Annotated in this window: 16 protein-coding genes, 2 tRNA genes and 2 pseudogenes; 10 read left to right on the top strand and 10 right to left on the bottom strand. The window is 36.9% G+C overall.

The features are described 5' to 3' along the window. Positions 1-180: 180 nt before the first annotated feature. Positions 181-975, bottom strand: coding sequence for a 5'/3'-nucleotidase SurE (surE, locus tag DB42_RS08620; RefSeq protein ID WP_044882628.1), 795 nt, complete (start codon positions 973-975; stop codon positions 181-183). A 150-nt stretch (positions 976-1,125) separates the two neighbouring features. Here surE and DB42_RS08615 point away from each other — a divergent pair, with 150 nt between their 5' ends. Beyond that, positions 1,126-2,148, top strand: a complete 1,023-nt coding sequence (locus tag DB42_RS08615) for a hypothetical protein (protein ID WP_042242308.1) — start codon at positions 1,126-1,128, stop codon at positions 2,146-2,148. 69 nt (positions 2,149-2,217) lie between these two features. Here DB42_RS08615 and DB42_RS08610 read toward each other — a convergent pair whose 3' ends face one another. The 3 genes from DB42_RS08610 to DB42_RS08600 form a co-directional block, all read right to left on the bottom strand. Then, positions 2,218-4,071, bottom strand: coding sequence for a hypothetical protein (locus tag DB42_RS08610; RefSeq protein ID WP_044882627.1), 1,854 nt, complete (start codon positions 4,069-4,071; stop codon positions 2,218-2,220). Positions 4,072-4,076: 5 nt separating this feature from the next. Further along, on the bottom strand, positions 4,077-4,931 hold the full coding sequence (locus DB42_RS08605; RefSeq protein WP_044882626.1) for an AAA family ATPase: 855 nt from the start codon (positions 4,929-4,931) through the stop codon (positions 4,077-4,079). 243 nt (positions 4,932-5,174) lie between these two features. Further along, positions 5,175-5,921 (bottom strand): ATP-binding protein, encoded by a 747-nt coding sequence (locus tag DB42_RS08600; RefSeq protein WP_044882625.1) that lies wholly within the window; start codon positions 5,919-5,921, stop codon positions 5,175-5,177. Between the two features lie 120 nt (positions 5,922-6,041). Between DB42_RS08600 and DB42_RS08595 the strand changes: the two genes are divergently transcribed. The 3 genes from DB42_RS08595 to DB42_RS08585 all read left to right on the top strand — a co-directional run bounded on the left by DB42_RS08595 (position 6,042) and on the right by DB42_RS08585 (position 6,687). Continuing rightward, positions 6,042-6,296: an SEC-C metal-binding domain-containing protein gene (locus DB42_RS08595; protein ID WP_044882624.1), complete on the top strand. Its 255-nt coding sequence runs from the start codon at positions 6,042-6,044 to the stop codon at positions 6,294-6,296. 229 nt (positions 6,297-6,525) lie between these two features. Continuing rightward, positions 6,526-6,598: transfer RNA gene (locus DB42_RS08590), tRNA-Thr, on the top strand. A 7-nt stretch (positions 6,599-6,605) separates the two neighbouring features. Further along, a tRNA-Tyr gene (locus DB42_RS08585) sits at positions 6,606-6,687 on the top strand. Between the two features lie 102 nt (positions 6,688-6,789). Here DB42_RS08585 and DB42_RS08580 read toward each other — a convergent pair. Together DB42_RS08580 and DB42_RS08575 are read right to left on the bottom strand one after the other, a co-directional pair. Next, positions 6,790-7,395, bottom strand: a complete 606-nt coding sequence (locus DB42_RS08580; RefSeq protein WP_044882623.1) for a type IV toxin-antitoxin system AbiEi family antitoxin domain-containing protein — start codon at positions 7,393-7,395, stop codon at positions 6,790-6,792. Positions 7,396-8,285: 890 nt separating this feature from the next. Then, a complete protein-coding gene (locus DB42_RS08575; protein ID WP_044882622.1) occupies positions 8,286-9,506 on the bottom strand; it encodes a cation:proton antiporter in 1,221 nt (406 codons plus the stop codon). Positions 9,507-10,726: 1,220 nt separating this feature from the next. Between DB42_RS08575 and DB42_RS08570 the strand changes: the two genes are divergently transcribed. Further along, entirely contained in the window at positions 10,727-11,155 is a 429-nt protein-coding gene (locus DB42_RS08570; RefSeq protein ID WP_044882621.1) for an Hsp20/alpha crystallin family protein, read from the top strand. Between the two features lie 338 nt (positions 11,156-11,493). On the opposite strand, the gene DB42_RS08565 is transcribed toward DB42_RS08570, so the two are convergent. After that, positions 11,494-11,832, bottom strand: coding sequence for a hypothetical protein (locus DB42_RS08565; protein ID WP_052436101.1), 339 nt, complete (start codon positions 11,830-11,832; stop codon positions 11,494-11,496). 562 nt (positions 11,833-12,394) lie between these two features. Between DB42_RS08565 and mgtE the strand changes: the two genes are divergently transcribed. From mgtE to DB42_RS08545, 4 genes are all read left to right on the top strand, one after another. Next, on the top strand, positions 12,395-13,771 hold the full coding sequence (mgtE, locus tag DB42_RS08560) for a magnesium transporter (protein WP_044882619.1): 1,377 nt from the start codon (positions 12,395-12,397) through the stop codon (positions 13,769-13,771). A gap of 590 nt (positions 13,772-14,361) precedes the next feature. Beyond that, positions 14,362-14,754: a BON domain-containing protein gene (locus DB42_RS08555; RefSeq protein ID WP_039383961.1), complete on the top strand. Its 393-nt coding sequence runs from the start codon at positions 14,362-14,364 to the stop codon at positions 14,752-14,754. Positions 14,755-14,769: 15 nt separating this feature from the next. After that, positions 14,770-15,357: a hypothetical protein gene (locus tag DB42_RS08550; protein ID WP_044882618.1), complete on the top strand. Its 588-nt coding sequence runs from the start codon at positions 14,770-14,772 to the stop codon at positions 15,355-15,357. A gap of 422 nt (positions 15,358-15,779) precedes the next feature. Next, entirely contained in the window at positions 15,780-16,769 is a 990-nt protein-coding gene (locus DB42_RS08545) for a class I SAM-dependent methyltransferase (RefSeq protein ID WP_155117490.1), read from the top strand. A 72-nt stretch (positions 16,770-16,841) separates the two neighbouring features. On the opposite strand, the gene DB42_RS08540 is transcribed toward DB42_RS08545, so the two are convergent. From DB42_RS08540 to DB42_RS11930, 3 genes and pseudogenes are all read right to left on the bottom strand, one after another. Continuing rightward, the gene (locus DB42_RS08540) at positions 16,842-18,038 is read right to left on the bottom strand and encodes an IS1634 family transposase (protein WP_052436100.1); all 1,197 of its coding nucleotides are present in this window, start codon (positions 18,036-18,038) and stop codon (positions 16,842-16,844) included. A 3-nt stretch (positions 18,039-18,041) separates the two neighbouring features. Continuing rightward, positions 18,042-18,416 (bottom strand): annotated as a pseudogene (locus DB42_RS10635) (DUF4277 domain-containing protein); the annotation flags it as partial. Further along, complete coding sequence (locus DB42_RS11930) at positions 18,367-18,525, bottom strand: DUF4277 domain-containing protein (RefSeq protein ID WP_080502345.1); 159 nt, start codon at positions 18,523-18,525, stop codon at positions 18,367-18,369. The pseudogene DB42_RS10635 and the gene DB42_RS11930, both read right to left, overlap by 50 nt. Positions 18,526-18,652: 127 nt before the next feature. On the opposite strand from DB42_RS11930, the pseudogene DB42_RS11020 reads away from it, so the two are divergent. After that, a pseudogene (locus DB42_RS11020) lies at positions 18,653-18,772 on the top strand (IS5/IS1182 family transposase); the annotation flags it as partial. Positions 18,773-18,935: the final 163 nt, after the last annotated feature.

The following is an 18,935-nucleotide window of genomic DNA, read 5'->3' as shown; positions in this document are numbered from 1 at the left end:
AAAAATAAAGAAGGCAAGATACAAGCCAAAGATCTTTTACCAGACATTATAAAATCTTAAAAATTGAGAGTAAAAGCAAGAGCTGCTGGAATTGATAGCCAAGTAGGAGAGCTTTTATTGGAATCGATCTAATTCCTTAAATAATAAAAGTTTTATTATTAACTTCTTTTCTTGTTTTTCTTAAGGCTCAGTTTGCAAATTTAGATGATCTTCAAAATGGCTTTTTGCCTCATTGAGATGAGCTAAGTCTGTTAATTCTCCTACATGCACAGGTACTGCCGCGATATATCCACGGGCAAGCCAAGAAATGTCGCTATCCTCATGTTCTTCGAATTGCTGCAATTTAGCACCTAGCCAGTAATAAGAATGTCCTTCAGCAGGATGATTACGCTCTAACGGATCTTCAGCCCAAAATTCTTTCCCTTGGCGGGTCAGTTTGAATCCTTTAATCTCATGTTGATAAGTGGGAAAGTTAACATTTAGCAAGCTACCCGAGGGCAGGGGATGCTTCACCACATAATCTACTAAAAGAGGTACATAGTGTTCTACCTTTTGATAGTCAGTATTGAAGTAATCTACACAAGAAAAAGCAATGCCGGGCACACCTTGAATAATACCTTCAATAGTACCTCCTACGGTGCCACTATACATTAAGTTGCGGCCTGCGTTGGATCCACGATTAATCCCCGAGACAATCAAATCTGGTTTCTTGTCAAGGATTACTTTGAGCCCCATCTTTACGCAATCAGCAGGAGTGCCTGTAAGACTCCAGGCTTGGGTTTGGCCAGCCCATTCAACCTGATGTAAACGAAGAGGGTTACGTACGGTAATGCTAACACCGACTGCTGATTGCTCGGTTGCAGGCGCAACGATTGTTATATCTGCAAAATCTTTTAAAGCATTCCAGAGATGTCGAATACCCGGGGCATAAATGCCATCATCGTTTGTTATAAGTAAATGAGGCCGTTTAGACATGTTAAATCCATAGCAGTTGAAGAGCAAATATAAATGTTTTTTAATGATAAGTCAATCATAATAATCACATTAACTCCTTTAAGAATTATCGCCTGACAAAAATAAAACTATACGGTAAAGTGCGTCTTTACCGGATAGTGATATAATTTTATGGCACCAAAGAAACCTAAACCTTCGAATGCTCAAGATTCCTTTATAAAAGAGCCAGCAAAAAAACGTTTGACCATTTTGGCTCGCTTTGTAGATAGAATACGTTCAACGTTTCAAAGGTTCCAAAGTAAACCTCTGCAAGAGCATCCGCTGGTGGGGAGAATCCAAGATTTGCAATCTAAAGCTAGCGCGGTACTAATTCAATTACAAGCTATTAAGAATGAGCTTCATAAAGAAATTGATGCTGAAGCTTTTGTTTACATTGAAGCAGTAATAGATCCGCTTATTAAGGAGGTTTCTCGTTTACATAAATCTATAGAGCAGCCGCGCTCGGTTTTACATCAAGCAAAAACTTATCAGCGTTATAGCCAATGGGTAGAAAAAGCTAAGTTATGGATTCAAATTTGCTCAAAGACTACCGACAAAGAAGCTCTTTTTAAGGCTGTTATCCGCTATACGATCGATGAATTTCTTGAAGTGATAGACAGGGATGTACAAGTAATCACTGATTATCAAGAACATATGCTAGAGGCTCTTTCGATAGATGAAGAGGAAAAGATAGATTTAGCCCAACGTCTTGAGGTTCGTTTACAATCTTATCTTCATGCTCTTAACGCCTTAAGGGTAAAACCAGAAAACCTTCCCTTAAAAGAAATTGCTGTATGGAAAGCTCAAGTTGATAAGCGCCGCGAAAAATATTTTGATGCAGCTCTTCATGCAATTGATAAAATTGTTAATCAGTCATTACCTGACTTACGCGATGAGGAAGAAAATGAGGATTTGAAAGATGCACTTATCCAGATTGCCTACTTAGAAAAACACATTCCTCCTTGGTATGATGAAATTAACCTAGCCGAAACTCTAACTTTTACTCAGAAAGCTGATTTTAAATCCCAACTTGAATTATGGGAACAAAAAATCCATCGTTTGAACTTAGATCTACGTTTAACCCCTGAGCTAATTGAGCGCCTTAAAACTCTTAATGAAATCATTCATTATGCTCAGCATAAACTGATGTCTTAAAAAAAATACTCGTCCAGCTAATAAATCTTTCTATCTTTAAGCTTGTAAAAGTTGTTTGCTGGTAAAATTTTAAAAAATATAGTCGCCAGCAATTTCTCTCTTGCTTTGCCCATCTAATACATGAAATGTACGCAACTTATTAAGGGTAAGAGGAGATAGTTGCCCTGAAGGAATGTAAACTATCTTTTTGCCATAGCGGCGTGCAAAACTTTTCAATAGGGAGCGAGGTGGTTGATTGGCAACATAGACCACTAGCGATTGGACAGCATAATCGATAGCTGCCATAAGAAGCACCTCAGCTTTGGAAATACAATTTTGATAATCAGCATCAGACCATATATCAAACATTCTACGAGGTGGATATGACATCATAAAACCTCCATACTGACAACGCGAGATGCCGGGACCGACCACATTAGCATGGAGATCGGTAGCATAAAAAGCCATATCGGATTCCTGGCTATGTTCTCCTAGCCAAGTCGTACGCCAGGGAAACTTTTCTAAGTAAGATTCATTTTCTTTAGGGGTATCTTCATCAAATATTACTACGATTGACCCTACTCCGCCTGGAGGCTTCCCTGAGACTTTGACATATAACTTTTTTTCATGCCAATGGCGAATCGTTTCTCTAGTATCGACTCCATCCTCTAGGCTTGAAGAAAAAGGAACGATGCGAGCAGCTTCTTCGCGCATGAGCTGAGTGCCCTTCTTCTTTAAGAAATCCCCAAATTTTTCAATCACTAGGTCTTCGGGAGGATACGAGCAAATACTAAACAGGGGAGGTGGTCTAAAATGAAGCTGAGCTCGGTTTTTGCGTTGCTTATGAAAAGATAAATCTTTTCTGCTTTTTTCTTTTCTATGAAAACGAATGCTTTTACTAGCTCCCCAGATATCTTCAATAGATAAATCAATTTCAGGAAGCTGATCTACATTACGTCTATAGGGATATTCTGTTGCCAAAGCCCATACTTCATAGGCATAATGGTGATCTACACATCCTTTGGCAGCGCTGATTAGCTGATACAAGTCGGGTAAAAGTTGCTGATGGAGCCATGCATAGTTGCGAGAGAATTTCATGATATTGCGAAAATTATAGCCTGGAAAGCTGTTTCCCGTATTCTTAGTATAATTTTCAGCGGCCAACTTAAAGAGATTATAGATGAGCTTTTGACGATCAGGGGGAAAAGAAGAAAAAGCAGGCTCTTCTCTATTTTTTAAAGGATAGGCACACCTGGCTTGTTCATAATTTTTAGTAATCCATCCATATTCTGCCATAACTTCTTGAGTAGATAAGTCCGATAAGGTGAGCAGCTCAATATGCTCTCTTGGCGCATGCTTCAAAGGAGCAAAAGAAGCTTTATCCATCAATGTAAGAATATTTTCTATGTGCGACATGCCGGCTATAAAAAGTATTCTTTCATAGCTAAAAGAGAGTTCTTTTAGGCGTCTTGCCATGAACATCTCACGCTGTTGATCCATAGTACTTTTGATTGATTTTTTTAAGAAAAAATCTTTATATGCTTTATAATAGTTCTCTAACCCTATTTTGTGTATGGCATAAGTGTCAGGCATATATTCTGTACTATCCGGATAATCATCGACATCAAGGTCGATACAATAGGCAGGAATTTGAGCTTCCATGGCACTGCGCAGACCTTCAAAAGCAGGATCGCAAGGTTCACACATATAATAGATAGGCGTATGATCTTTATTATAGCACATCACCACACTAATATCCGGTAGACGAGAGGCGGCATGCAATAATTGTAGCTGCATAGTTTCTGCAAGTTCCACGGCAACGCAATCAGGTTGAATGGCCTCAAAAGCCATGCGTACCTGCGCTGCCATTTCCATTTTATAATGGAGAATGGGTACCGCAAAAACAGCTCCCTTCTGAATATAAAATGCTTGTAGATTGTTCATAAAATTTACATGAGGTGGGTAAGTGCTTCATCACCAAGCGTCATGAGAACGGCTTGACGTAGCAAATTATCAATATTAATTTTACTGTTTTCTAAAGTTTTTAATCTCTTCGCCGCATAACGTGCAATATTGATTCCGTCCCTGATCGTATAATTTTCCGCGTTAGTATGGGCTTTTTGTAAAAAATTAATAACATACTCAACAATATACTCATCAATAAAAGGGAGATTTTCTTTAAGAATGCGTTTTTCTTCCTCGGCTTCGGGAAAATCCAAATAGATCTGAGGCTGTAAACGACTGTGAATATATTCCGGAATCTCGAACGTCGAAGTATCATCGTTCATGGTAATACAGATGCGAAAGCCAGGGTCTGCTGCTACTTTAAGGCCAGCTACAATGGATTCAATATAGCGTCTTGTGTCGAGAAGAGGAGCCAGTGAAGCCCATGACTTTTCACTCATGCGATTAGCTTCATCAAGAATACAGACGCCCCCTCGTAGCATGGCAGTAACTAAAGCGGAAGCTACATAGCGGATTCCGCCTGCTTTATCTATAACAGGGCTAATAAGTAAATCTTCTGGACGTGTATCCATCGTGCATTGAAAAATATAAACCTCTTTATTTAGCTTTTTTGCTGCTGCATAGGCAAGGGTAGTCTTGCCGACTCCTGGCTTGCCAATTAAGCGAGGGTTTAAAGGTATATCTTTTTCATCAATGACCAACCAAGCTGCCAGAAGTTGATCCAATACATCTTTTTGACCTATCCATTGAAAATTGAATTGGTCAGGAAATCCTAAAGCAATTTCCACTCCTTGAATAGTGATATGATTTTCATGCTCATTGGACCTGGAATAAACCATATTGATCTCCTTTTTGATAAAAAGTGTATGAAGATCCACAACAAATGTAAACAGTAAAAATAAAAGTGATTAGCTTTTTGAGAGAATTAAAAAAAATCAAAATAAAACTTTAAGGAAAGATTTATTTTGATAAGGAAAATCGATCGATTTTTTATAGGTAAGTTTAAGCTTATGTTTCTAACTAACTGAATGTTTTATAAAAAGCATCCTGGCAGTTCTTATCGATCATTTCAACACTATGTATTAGGGCTTAGCAGCTTTATGCGAGCCATATAAAAGAGAGGCTCGGGCAATATTTTCGCTAGCATAAGGGTAAAGAATTTCTATTTCTTTAATTAGTTCCTTTACTTTCTTGCGCATGGAATTTTGTCCTACAGGACATCGGCACATAATTCTTATGAATCCATACTGCTCTGCAAAAGCACGAATATCTTCTTCTTGAATGTAAATAAGAGGGCGTATAATCGTTATTCCATATTTTTGCATATAAATTTTGGGTAAATTTCCTGCAAATTCACCTTTATGCAACAAATTCATTAACAGGGTCTGAATGTTATCATCACGGTGATGGCCAAAAGCAATAGTAGTGGCTCCTACACTTTTAGCAGCTTCAAAAAGAAGAGATCTTCTTTCGCGAGAACAACTGTAGCATTCAAGTGTTTCGAGTTTTTGCTTAGATTCTTTAACAATAAAATGGACGCCTAGCTGATCGCAAATAGCTTTTAAGTAGGTGACATTTACGCCTGCACCGCAAGAAAATTCGCCATTAACAAGGATGGCATATATATCTAATTCAGGAAAGCCCTTACCTGATATAGCTTTTAGTAAAAATAATAGAGTCAAGCTATCTTTTCCTCCCGATAGGGCTATCGCTATCTTATTATTGCTCTCTAGCATTTGATAGTCATAAAGAGCTCGACGAAAAGTGCTTTCTAATTTTTTACCTAAGCGCGACCAGGGCGGTTGAGCAATAGGTATAGAGATAGTCATAAAAAATTAACTTTTATTTAAAAATAATTACCAAATACTTTATAGTACCCTTAGAGGCGGAGTCAAGGCATTTCTAAAATTTGCTCTAAATCTTACCAATATAGCCTAAAGGATATGGATATGACAGAAAAAGTGAGCCGTAATGATCCCTGCCCCTGCGGATCAGGAAAGAAATATAAAAATTGTTGTTGGGGAAAAAAGTACACTAAAAAGAAACTTACTGCTAAATGGTTAAATCAGCCTGCTATGCCTAATCTTATGGAACGCACTTTCGGAGATTCTATTGCTAAAACTTTTAAGCAGCAACCGCCCCTACTCCATGTGGAAAAGGAAGTCTCTTCTGTAGAAGCCCCCTCTTTAGAGAAGACGGAATGATTGATTAAGATCTTTTTATAGAGCAAGCTTAAGGCTTCTCTTAAGCTTGCCTATAGCCTGCGTAGGATTGTTAAGCCAAACGATTCTTGAAAAAAATGCACTAACTTCTTGAACACTAAAAAATTAGAATATACCGTTATTTTTTTATAAAATAACTTGCCGCTAATCATGCATTTTTGCTATAAATTACGCATAATTAAACGCTATCTTTTAAACGAGTATTGTGTAAGCTGACATAGCTCAATTGGTAGAGCACCCGACTTGTAATCGGACGGTTGTGGGTTCAATTCCTACTGTCAGCATCCTTCTGGGGGTGTCGCCTAGTGGCAATGGCAAGAGACTGTAAATCTCTCGACTTCGGTCTGCGTTGGTTCGAGTCCAACCGCCCCCATTCTTTTGGACGTTTCTTACCGTCCACAGGTTTTATAAATAATTCACACGCCACTATAGACAGGTTTTCCTCTCCAATAAAGCTGTTACCGTTTTAAATATTTTACCCATATGCTTCTTCCATCATTTTTAGGAGCCTTTCAGCGACTTTAGCAGGACATCTTTGATTGGCTTTAATAGCATATTTTGTGATTAGCCCCTTTTTCTTAGCATCCTGAACAGCCTGCATTAATAAATCTTCAGAGAGCACACTATCTTCTAAAACATCAATCAAGGTTCGCAACGGCGTTGTGACTTTATAGCCTTGCTTCATCACAATTTCATCGGTGTGTAAATTATCTCTATGCAAAATCAGAATCTCTGGAATTTTTGCCATTCTTCTAAATCCCAAAGGAACAGTCATGTGTAATTTTGATGGCATGTTATCCGACAGCTCATACAGATCAAGAGCTGTATAATGAGAATATACTCCTTGTGGGACATTTGATCGATTTCTAGACCATAGGAACCAAAGAACGAGTTCTTCTCTTTCGCCTACCGGATATTTGGCGAGACGGTATATACCCCTAAAAGCTTTAACCCAATCACCGGTTTTGATATGATACGCATGATTTTTATCACAGAATCCAGCAGCTGTCGCTTGTTGAAAGGTAAAATATCCTTGCTGGGTTTCTGCTATTTCAAAAAGTTCCGACTCTGGAGTTGTCATAAATCCCCTAATATTTAAGGGTTTTATACAAGAAAAACCTCGTAATGTCAAGCCTGTTGGTTCGGGGATTAAGCAAAATTTAGACTTTAGAAGAGTTTGCATTAAATAGTATAAATGATGGAATTTTCCTATTTGCAATGCTGTATGCTCCTAGGCTACTCCCATAAGTGTTTTTGCAAATGATAAACTAAATATTTCTACCTAGCTGTGAGCCTTTTAATGGTTACCCTAAAGCTAATGAGGTCAACCCTCTGCACTAACAAGCAGATGAAGGCTTGACTTTTCTATCGGCAGAAGTAGCTTTTTCCAAGCGTTTGAGCTACCCTTTATGCAATCGCATGCCTTATAAATGAATCTCCTTAGGTAAAGAGACAGCTTTCAGAGGGCTGGGTATGCAGGCTTAGTTTTTTTAAAGCTTATTAGCTATTCTTTAATTCTTAAGCGAGCTTAAGACTTCAAGCTAGCACCATGCCTGGCTTTATGCAAGAGGTAATAACCGTTGCTCCTAGAATCAACCAACAGGCCTGTGCAGCATTTTGATATAAAAATGCTTGTATAAAAAAACCTTATAAGCCAGCAGGGGATGGGAAAATCAAAAGCCTAGAAATTGTTTTACATGCCAAGCAATACTAGTGTCTCCTTGATCCCTTATAATTTTTTGTAAGAAAAGCCCCCTTAAAGCGTTTCTTACAAATAAGAACTTAAGGCCATCTGAGATAAGTTTTTCCTATCTTCTTATTAAATTTCCCTATGCAATTTGGTACTTTAGACTCTTAGCAAAGCTAGGGGTAGAAGGCTACGAAAGGTACACTATGCAAGCTAACAAAAAATTTTGCTTTAAATAGCAGCATTTAGAGCCCTTTTTTATTATCATTAATGTTACCTATCGATTAGCTTTTTACTTCATTTTCTGCCTGAGCTTGAAGATTGTAGAAGAATCGCATAAAGAAGGGGGTAAAGACCGTAGTAATGGCAATCACAATGATCATAGAAGCGTACAAATCGTTATCAAAAACTTTGCTATCTTTCCCAACTTCTGCAAAAATTAGCCCTACTTCTCCTCGAGGCACCATCGCAATACCCACAGCCCATTTGATCCATTTGCTTTCTTTAAAAAGAAGGAAGCCTGATGATAGCTTACCCACTATTGCGGCGATAAGTATAGAAATAGAGAGTAGCCAAATGAAGGTTGAGCCCCAATTGATTTCGCTAAGGTTTAAAGATAAACCTATCGTGACAAAAAATAGAGGAGTAAATAAATGAACAATTGGCTTCATTTGGGTTTCCACTTTATGAGAAAACTCTTCGTTAAGAGGAGAATAAGTTCCCCAAGGTAGGAAGAATTGTCGAGAAAGCGCAAGGCCTGCTGCAAATCCTCCTAAAAGTGCAGGAGCTCCCATCTGATGAGCTAGCCAAGCAAACAATAATATTAGAGAAACGATAGTGGTGGGAAGAAGTCCTGGAATCTCACTTTTCTCTTCATAATGTTTGATAACATTAGAAATAAATTTAGCAGCGATAGGGGCTAAAATAAGAAATAAACAGATAAATACGAGCACTTTGCCAATATTTATAAAGCTAATCCCTCCTCCTTGAGAGAATTCATAAAGGATAGATAACAAAATAATACCTATGATATCGTCGATGACAGCTGCGCCAAGTACAATTTGAGCTTCATCGCTACTCTGTTTTTTAAGATCAGTAAGCACTCGAATTGTTATTCCAATGCTAGTCGCTGTCAATGTGCTTGCAATAAATAAAGATACAAGTAGGCTTAAGTCAAATAGTTGGTAGCTGACAAGAAAACCGAGCGTAAAAGGAATGATAACTCCTCCTACTGCTACTATAAAAGGTTTGCTGCCTGTCTTTGCTAACCTTCCCATATCCGTTTCAAGTCCTACTTCAAAAAGAAGAAGAATAATTCCTATTTCTGCCAATAACTTAATCATCTCGTTAGGCTCTATTAAGTTAAATAGGCTAGGTCCAATGAGAACGCCGGCAAAAAGTTCACCAATAACAGAGGGAATATTAAACCTAGCGAAAAATTCTCCTAACACTCTAGCCATAAATAGAATAATGACAAGCTGGAGAAAAAAGTTGTGAATTAGCATGGTAATGTTTCCTTAAGGCTTGTAGATTAAGTTTTCAGCTTCTCGTGTAAGGGTCAGCTTATGAAATAAAAATGGGCAATTTTAATAATGCTCTAGTATTATAGCCTAGTACTCGAGAGATTACAGTAAAAATGACACTTATGCTAAATAAGTGCTTTGTTTATGTCAAACGCTTGGCTTACTCCTTTTACATTTTTGTCTTTTTTGTGTCACCAAAGTTGATGAAAAAAATATTAATTATATTTTTTATTTGCTTATTTAGCTTGCTTGTAGTTGGGTAAAAAAGGCTTCAAAGCCTGATTTTAGCAAAAAACCAAGCTTCATAAATATAATTTTTTACAGGGGTAGATGACTTAAGTTTTCTGAAAACTTGGGTGGTAAAAATTTATTCTAAGAAAAAGAAGTTAACATTTTATTCAAAAGCTTTTGAAACTTACCAAGTTATGGGCTTTTCTTTTCTTTGGCAGGTTTTTCTCAAAAATTGTATTTAACTCTATAATCCTAGGGATTAGGGATCAAGCTGTCCTGTTGGATACGACACTTGAGAGCCAGAGAAATCCTTACTCCTTTTGCTTATGATCTATTCCTATATACAATTAGACCATGGCCTGAAGGCAAACAGAATTTGTGCCAGGAGAGGGATAATAGCTTATCGATCGATAGATAAATCGATAGATAATAGGAAAAACGGGGTGACAAATCATCCATAAATACCAAGAATGCGACGAGGAGTCAGGTTAAGAGAAGAGGCGAGCCATTCATAGAGGAGAAGAGAAAAGATGGCTCAAAATTTACTAAAGGCTGGGAGAAGATAATAGCGCTAGGAAGTTTTGGCAGAAGACTTACGAGTATTAAAAAAGCTTTCTTGCTGGCATAGCTATGGATTGCATGAAGCGGTGCTTTGGAGGAAATTTTCGTTCTGCAAAACAAGCAGGATTCTCCATTAAGCCTTTAACTATAAATAAAATGAAAGAGATTCAAGGCCTCAAAGCTTAAGAGGCGTTAATATAGGGAATAAAGGCTAGTATAAGAGGGGCCATAAAAGACAAGAGATTGGGTTGTTTCCACAGCAAGTCCGAAAAATTGCCGGCAATCTGCCGAGTCACTTTTCAAATTATTAGTGACGCGTATCCTTTTGACAGTTAATCATTAGATATGATAAAAAAGTATTAATTTATATCGTTCGTTTAATCCTATAACTGATTTTAAGGAGGTATAAAATGTCTTTTAACCTATTCCCTTCCATTTTCAATCGTGACCCCTTATTTCGTTTTCCAAAAAACCTCATGCGTGAGCTTGAGCAATTTTATGGTGAGGAAAGAGATCAAGGGCTTACTATTTATGAGGATAAAAATAATAACATTATCGTAGAAGCCGCTATGCCTGGTTTAAATCCAGAAGAGATTGAAATTAATTTAAATAAAGGTGTTCTTTGGATTAAAGGCGAGAAAAAAGAAGAAGAAAGTGATAGAGATAAGAAATTTTATAGAAGATCGATGCGTTCATTTTCTTATAGCGTAGCTCTCCCCGAACAAGTTAACGATCGTGAAGAACCTCAAGCCTCTTATAAAGATGGTGTTTTACAGATTAGCTTTCAAAAAGCCAAATCTTCTGAAGCTAAGCGGATCTCTGTTAAAAGTGAAAAATAATAAACAGGGAGAGGGGTGGAGGTAAAAGGTATATTACCTTCTACTACACAAAACTCTTAAAATATAGCTAATAGAGCGGACTGAGTCATTTTAAACACACTCAGCTGCTCCTAAAATTATTTCCGTTCCCTACCTTGCTTTTTTTTCAAAAAAAAGGCGTCTTGAACCCATTTTTCTGCAAAAAAGATGAGGCGCTACGAAAAAAAATCTTTGGATTGGCTATCAGACAAAATCCTCTTTTAACTTAAATACGATAAAAATCCTTATATCTGGCTCTTACCCCTTGCCGGTTTCTATCCACTTTAAGGCTAAAATTGCAGATTAGCCTTAATTAAGGCTCACCTGCTTTGAATATGCTTATAGAGCTCATCTGCTGCAGCTTTATCGGGAAATGACTGCTTAGCTGTAGGGGGTGGCGGTGACCCATAAAAACCGCCATAAAAGCCAGGAGGATTAGAAGGGGGAATATTGCTAGGATTAGCAGAAGGGTCAGTAAGGTTATTATAATTTTGATCATCAGACGGAGGCCTATAAGCTTGCGATTTTTTAGGACTGGGCTGAGGATATTGCGAAAGAGTATGCTTGCCTTGATCACTAGGATCAGCCTGAAGAGGTAATAAAATTCCCCCTAAAATGAAAAGAGAAAAACCACAACAACGAGTAAAGCTTATATTCATAAAACCTCTTAAAAAAAAACTATGTATGCTAACCTCAAAATACATTAAAATTTATTTTATATACATATAAATATAATTGGCACCGTTTAGGTTTGTTTAAATTTTTTATGTAATCTCTTGAGTGAGCATGAAATAGAAAAAATAGGAGAGGCACCTTGATAGTGTTTTTCCATCCAAAAATCCTTTTTTCTTGGTTTGCTGAAAAATAAAAAGTATTCTTTTTATTTATCTTTCTGAGTAGTTTTCAAGAAATCTTCATCTACAAGTTCTTCTTTGATTTATATCCTTTAAGTTAGCTTGGAGGAATAAGCTGTAAGAAGTTTTTTCTTATCCGTTTTTTTATGTTGTATGTCCAATTGATTGGAAATTTAATTATTTTTATCAAGACCGTTTATATATAAACAGGAGCAAGCTTATAACTTTTTTGTAAGGAAGCCATAGCAAATAAAAAGCTTCTTATCTTGGGGGACCTTAGGTGGGCAAGGCCAAGAAATAAATTGTGAAGATAATCGCACATAGGCTATGAATAAAAGCTTACAAAAGAGTAGAAGAAGGTTTTTTCATGAAAGTCTCCCCTTTGACCTCCCTCAATCATTTAATTAAAGATAAAAAAGATCAAGAATTACAGGAGAGTTTAAAATCTCTCTCAGGATTTGAAATAGCCGATCTGATAGAAAAAAAAACTATGCCTGATCGATTATTTGTTTTTACTTTGTTATCTCCTCAACAAGCAGCTGAAACATTTGATTACCTTTCTGATAAGCAAAAAAAGCAAATTTTGCGCTCATTATCTTCTACGCAAATTGCAAGCATGCTAACAGCTATGCGATCTGATGATCGTACTGCTCTTTTAGAGGAATTACCTCAGCAGGTGGTGGAAGATTATTTAAAACTTTTGCCCCCTGAGCAACGCCTTGAAACTTTAACCTTGCTAGGCTATCCGGAAGATAGCGTAGGACGGCTGATCACTACGGATTATATAGCAGTCAAGATGAATTGGAGTATAGAACAGGTATTTGATTATATTAGAGAGTATGGAAAAGATAGTGAAACGATTGATGTAATTTACGTGGTGGATGATGCAGGTATCTTGATTGATGATTTAAGGCTTAAAGAGATACTTTTTCATCCAAAAGAGTATAAAATTGCCCAAATTACGGATCAAAAATTTTTAGCTTTATCCGTTCATGATGCAGCTGAAGAAGCTATTAATCTATTTAAAGAGTATAATCGCGTTGCTTTACCAGTTATAAATGATGAAGGAGTTTTGCTAGGTATCGTCACCATTGATGATATTTTACGATTAGCTTCTGAAGAAAATACTAACGAAGTGCATAAAATTGGTGGAAGTGATGCTCTAGATGAGCCTTATTTGGAGACTCCTTTTTTTGAATTAATAAAAAAAAGAGCTCGTTGGCTGGTCATACTATTTGTAGGCGAAATGTTTACAGCTACAGCCATGGGTTTCTTCGAAAATCAAATTTCACGAGCTGTCGTTTTAGCTTTATTTCTTCCTTTGATAATTTCCAGTGGGGGAAATGCGGGCTCACAATCTTCTACCCTCATTATTCGCGCAATGGCTTTAGGTGAAGTGAAGCTCAAAGATTGGTGGAATATTATGCGGGGAGAATTTCTTTTAGGCGCTTCCTTAGGCTTAGTATTAGGGGTGGTTGGGTTTATTCGGGTTTCGCTATGGGGGACTTTAGGGCATGTATATGGTGAACATTGGTTTTTAATGGCCGTTACTATCTTTTTTTCTTTAATAGGAGTGGTACTATGGGGATCACTTTCAGGAGCTATGTTGCCTTTTGTTTTACGCCGTCTAGGATTTGATCCCGCTACCTCTTCAGCTCCCTTAGTGGCTACCATTGTAGATGTAGTAGGAATTGTCATCTATTTTACCTTGGCGATGGTGATACTCAAAGGCTCATTATTATGAATAATTTTAAAAAGAATGAGTTTAAGCCTCTTTTAGAGCGTTTTTCCTGATTCTTTAATGTAATAATTTGTTTTTTGAAAAAGCATTTATTCAATCAAGAAAGCAACATTTACTGTAGACAAAAATTACTTTAAGATAGATTGTATATCTCATACAGCCTAATTGATAAAATTAAAAATTAAGAGAAAATATTTTAAAAGTTAAAGCACTGGAAAAAGCCTTAAATTAAATAAGGACTTTAATAACAAAAAAGCTGTGCCGACACAACTATACTTTTATAAATCTAAAAGAAGAAGTGAGTAAAGTGCTAAAAGCTGAAATACTAAAGAATTAGGTTTTACTCTAAAGAGTTTTTGTTAGTTTAGTTTTTTTTATTGAGTGTTCCCTATCCCGCCATCTCCTGACACTAAAGTTAAGGTTAGAAATGGCGTTCGATAGGTGACAGTGTGCCCTGTTGTTAATTTGATCTTGCGAGGAAAATTTTTATTCTACTGGGTGTATTGTTAGATAATGCCACCACGTTAGATTGAAATTAAGATTTGCATATAAGTCTCTATTTACAAACTATGGTTAACTTTTAGGAGGTTTCTATGAAAAAAGTTTTTTTAATGACGCTGTTATCTTTAGCTGTTATTTCTTGTGATACCAAGGATAAATCTGTCCCTTCTTCACCCAAAGGAGAGCCCTCAGATTATTTAAGGGATAAAGCTGATCGCTATGCAGTAGAAAAAACTCCATTAGATCAATCGGAAAGTGAAGCAGATCGTACCATTACCCAAAAAATTCGCCAGGCTATAGTGAAAGATGATTCTTTGTCTATGAATGCAAAGAACATTAGAATTATAACAATTGATGGAGTGGTAACTTTACGGGGTCCTATTGCCACACTTGAAGAAAGAGAAATTATTATTGGAAAAACCAAAGAGATTCCTGGAATAAGAAAAATAGAAAATCAACTAGAAATAACCGGAAAAAAATATTAATTTATGGAGGCTGTTATGAAAAAAGTAGTTTTTGGCTTAGCTAGTAATGAAGCTCAGGCTCAACGAATTGTATCACAACTTTTATCTGCCGGATTTCATAATGAGGATATTTCTATCCTTTCTCCTGATCAAAATCAGCCGACAGCTACCTCCAATAGGTATGGCGAAGCTGTGGAAGGAGACTTTGCAAGAACGGCTGATAAGGACCTCTCTTCTAGCAGCACGGGCTCCAAAGCTTCTGAAATGGGAGCTGTAGGAGCTGCGGCAGGTGGAGTGCTTGGTGGTTCTTTGGGATTGCTGGCTGGAATTGGTTCGTTAGCTATCCCCGGACTAGGAGCTCTTATTGCTGCTGGCCCGATTATGGCTGCTTTAAGTGGTTCGGCTGTAGGGGGAGGCTTAGGTCTTTTGGTAGGAGCCATTGTTGGTGCAGGAATTCCAGAAAATGAAGCAAAAAGATATGAAGCTGGCTTAAAGGCTGGCAATATTTTAATCAGCGCGCATGCTGATACGCGTGAGGAAGTGACTCGTGCTTACGAGATCATGAAAAACGAAGGAGCTAAAGATATCTCTTCCACAAACGAGACATCGGAAAGCAAACTTTAAGAATTGATGTTCAGGGGTGCCTTAAAGCACCCCTGAGTAGTTTTTTACTTAAAAATTAGGATAATAAAGTAAACGTTCTTAAACACCTTATTAAAGGGTAGATTATTGTGCCTCTATTCTCTTTTCTACCTATTCTTCCATAAATATTCCCCTTCTAAATATTAATAATTTCTTAGGTCATTTCCCTTCAGTTATTGGTAGGCAAGTAGCTAGACTCTTCTAAGCCCTTACGACAGCACCTAGGATTTTAGATAGAATTTTTTCGCCCTAAAGATTAATTGTTTGAAGAGAGATTTCTATTAAAAAGCTTTCCTTAAACGTTAAAAATATTTTATTATTGTCAGATATTCTTACGAAGTCTACTGATTTTTAATAGCCTTTCTAATGCAATTTTTCTAAAAAATAGGAATGAGATAATAGTCATGAATGAAGCCGCCTTATATCTTCCGTCCATAGCAGATGGAGAAGATAAAAGTTCTTCTTTTAAAAATCGCCTTAGAAAGAATTACCGTCACATTCGCAAATGGGCAAAGCGCACGATTACTGATTGCTTTCGCATTTATGATCGTGAGATAAGGCATTATCCTTTAGCGATCGATTTTTATGCAGGAAGGTTTTGTGTACATTATTTTTCTCGCACGAGAGAAGCTCCTGAACCTTCCGCTGAATTAAAGGAAGAAGTTGAGCAAGTCTTAGGATCTCTTTTTTGCGTCACCCCTGAGTTGATCTATTGGCGCACGCGTGTGCGGCGACAAAAAATGGAGCAATATGAGAAGAAGGAGAGCTCTAAAGAGTATTTTATCGGGCATGAATATGGGGTGAAGTTTAAAATTAATCTTCGTGATTACCTAGATACCGGGCTTTTTTTAGATCATCGGGAGACTCGTCAAATAGTGGCGGCAGCCTGTCCAGGCAAAAGGGTTTTAAATCTGTTTGCCTACACTTGCGCTTTTAGTGTACATGCGGCGAGAGCTGGAGCAACTTTTACAAAAAGCGTGGATATGTCGAACACTTACACCGCCTGGGGAGCTGACAACTTTGAGCTTAATGCTCTTCCCTTGAAAAAAAATCCTATTATTCGTGAAGACTGCTTAAAATTTCTAAACCAAGAAAGCCGTACAGGCACTAAATACGATATTATCATTATCGATCCTCCTACTATCTCGCGCTCGAAAAAAATGCTTGAAATGTTTGATATTCAAATCGATTATGTAGAGTTATTGTCTAAAGCTATTAAACTTCTTTGCAAAAAAGGAATAATATTTTTCAGCACGAATTCGCGCACCTTTATTTTTGATAAAAGCCTTTTTAGCACTTGTTCGATTATCGACATCTCTACTAAAACTTTGCCTTTAGATTTTCATGATCCTAAAATTCATCGTTGCTGGAAAATTATTCCTTTATCCCCATAAGTAAACAAATATTTTTTAATATATCTTTTTGCTTTAGCCTTCTCGGTAAAAAGTCGTCATATTTTTAATTTGCTAGGATAAAAAATATTTTTTAATTTTTGAAAGCTTTTCTATCGAGGCAAAAACCCACATTCCGCAAGTTAATCTCCATGAGTATATAATTTCTGAAAAAGGAGGCTCTAAAACATGTAAAATGTGTTTCATATTAGGATTTAAATTAAGGATTAACTCTTTTATGCCTTCAGGAGTCCGTTTGATTAAAAGGTGTACACCTTCAAAAACTTGGAAAATCCAGCGCATGGTAGGCATCTTTGTAGGTTTTCCTAATTGATTAGGAATAGAGGTAGACAGCTTTTCTAATTGTTGACGTAAATGGCGCTGGGTAAGGGTATAAACTAGCAAGCAAAGACACATGATCATGGCTAAAGCTATAATTCTTTGCTCATTTTTAAGGAATACCGAAGAAGTCATAAATAATGGATCTTTTAGAAAGCGGAATCCTCTTTCCACCGATTGTTGGCCTTTATAATTGTCTAACAGATCATCATTTGAAAGAAGCTCGGCATTCAGCTCATTAGTGGCCAGGATAAATTTTCCTTTTCTTTGTAAGCTATTGGAAATTTTTTGCTCATCTTTTGCTAAGGCTGCCTCCATTCTATACTGGACCGATAAAGCTTGCTCTTTTTTAGGCCTGCCAGGTTCTTGCTTGCTTCGTTTTTGTATAGTATTTATTTTGTCTAGACGATGATATTTAAGCTTTTTTTCAAAAGCTTTCAAGGCTGCTTTAGCATCTTTTTCGCAATCAAAAGCTTTTGAGGCAAGCTGCTTTAATTCTTTGACTTTTGCTTGCAGCTCTTTTTCTATTTGCCTATCTAAGGTTTTCTTTTCCCTTATAAAAGCTTGTTCAGAATGGACTAAAAGCCACCGTTGGGGAATTCCTGCATAGATAGAACCTAATTCAACGTCCCAGTAATCCGCAGACAGCTTTTCCATTTCTTCTTTAGAAAAACTAGATACAAGCTCATAGGCTGCTCCTATTTGTTCTGGAACACGCGTTACCCATTTCATACCATTGGAAATATCTTTTAGTGTGTCAGCGGTATACATAGCACTATCGGCAACGAAATAATGGGGTTTGGATCTATCTTTAATTTGGGCTTTAAGCTCCTTTAAAGTTTTCCTAAAATGGCTTTTATCCGAGGTATTACCTGCAAGCGCTTGGGCTAATAAAGGAACATCTCCATCTTGGCTGCAAATTAAAGAAATCATAAATTATTTAAGATCAGGTCGATAGTCTTTTGAATGTCCAAACGTAATAATAGGAACTTGCTCCTCCGATGAATATTGACCTTGAACAGACATACTTGTTGTATCTAAATGTTGAAATTTTTTATTAACATTAAATTTTGAGCAGACTTGCAAGGCAATGGCTGAAAAGATAGCATCACATCCATATCCGTAGCAGCGGCCTAGCGCTCTACCTAAACGATCATCAGATACATTTTCAGATTTACATACTCTTCCTAATAATCGTTCCACAGGTTTACTTGCATAAAGTTGTGCTTCTAAATATAAGGGACACGAAGTAAAACCTAACTCATTGATGACCATTAATTTGATACATTCTCCTGTTGTCATAATAGCTCGGGGATCGGGGGGGAATTAGCTGATCTATCATGCTCACTAAATTGATTTCGTCACACATGGCAGAAACAATCCCTAAGTGGTCAAGATCTTTGCTACTATACTCTTCCATCGTTTATATCCTCTCTTTCTTTGCTTTGAGAGGAACAAGCTTAGTTTTTTCTTAAAAAAAACTTAAGTTAATTTCTCAAAATAATAAAAAAAATTATCCAACCATTGTTTTAACCTGCGGAATGTGGGTTATTGGTAATCTGAAGCGATTTAAAATTATATGCGATCGCTACCGAAATAGGCGCAAAAGATTTTCGTTAAGGTTCAATTTAATCGCAGGAATTTATAATTTAGAGTTGATTGAGTGAATTTCGAAAGAGGTCTATTGATAAGGATACGAATTCTTTTGACTTGCTTTTTTAATTATTATATTGTTCTAGAAAATAAAAATACTGAAAAGTTATCCCTCCCCCAAAGAAATAAAATGCATCCTATCTCATCGACATCTATTGAAAGCTTGCCCAATGAATT

It is taken from the genome of Neochlamydia sp. EPS4, assembly GCF_000813665.1.
GTDB lineage: Bacteria > Chlamydiota > Chlamydiia > Chlamydiales > Parachlamydiaceae > Neochlamydia.
The sequence above is the reverse complement of the archived record's forward strand: the minus strand, read 5'-3'. Positions and strand labels throughout refer to the sequence as shown.

Coding starts and splice junctions, on each gene's coding strand:
- surE (WP_044882628.1), bottom strand. CDS start 975: ATGTCTAAACGGCCTCATTTACTTATAACAAACGATGATGGCATTTAT.
- DB42_RS08615 (WP_042242308.1), top strand. CDS start 1,126: ATGGCACCAAAGAAACCTAAACCTTCGAATGCTCAAGATTCCTTTATA.
- DB42_RS08610 (WP_044882627.1), bottom strand. CDS start 4,071: ATGAACAATCTACAAGCATTTTATATTCAGAAGGGAGCTGTTTTTGCG.
- DB42_RS08605 (WP_044882626.1), bottom strand. CDS start 4,931: ATGGTTTATTCCAGGTCCAATGAGCATGAAAATCATATCACTATTCAA.
- DB42_RS08600 (WP_044882625.1), bottom strand. CDS start 5,921: ATGACTATCTCTATACCTATTGCTCAACCGCCCTGGTCGCGCTTAGGT.
- DB42_RS08595 (WP_044882624.1), top strand. CDS start 6,042: ATGACAGAAAAAGTGAGCCGTAATGATCCCTGCCCCTGCGGATCAGGA.
- DB42_RS08580 (WP_044882623.1), bottom strand. CDS start 7,395: ATGACAACTCCAGAGTCGGAACTTTTTGAAATAGCAGAAACCCAGCAA.
- DB42_RS08575 (WP_044882622.1), bottom strand. CDS start 9,506: ATGCTAATTCACAACTTTTTTCTCCAGCTTGTCATTATTCTATTTATG.
- DB42_RS08570 (WP_044882621.1), top strand. CDS start 10,727: ATGTCTTTTAACCTATTCCCTTCCATTTTCAATCGTGACCCCTTATTT.
- DB42_RS08565 (WP_052436101.1), bottom strand. CDS start 11,832: ATGAATATAAGCTTTACTCGTTGTTGTGGTTTTTCTCTTTTCATTTTA.
- mgtE (WP_044882619.1), top strand. CDS start 12,395: ATGAAAGTCTCCCCTTTGACCTCCCTCAATCATTTAATTAAAGATAAA.
- DB42_RS08555 (WP_039383961.1), top strand. CDS start 14,362: ATGAAAAAAGTTTTTTTAATGACGCTGTTATCTTTAGCTGTTATTTCT.
- DB42_RS08550 (WP_044882618.1), top strand. CDS start 14,770: ATGAAAAAAGTAGTTTTTGGCTTAGCTAGTAATGAAGCTCAGGCTCAA.
- DB42_RS08545 (WP_155117490.1), top strand. CDS start 15,780: ATGAATGAAGCCGCCTTATATCTTCCGTCCATAGCAGATGGAGAAGAT.
- DB42_RS08540 (WP_052436100.1), bottom strand. CDS start 18,038: ATGATTTCTTTAATTTGCAGCCAAGATGGAGATGTTCCTTTATTAGCC.
- DB42_RS11930 (WP_080502345.1), bottom strand. CDS start 18,525: ATGGAAGAGTATAGTAGCAAAGATCTTGACCACTTAGGGATTGTTTCT.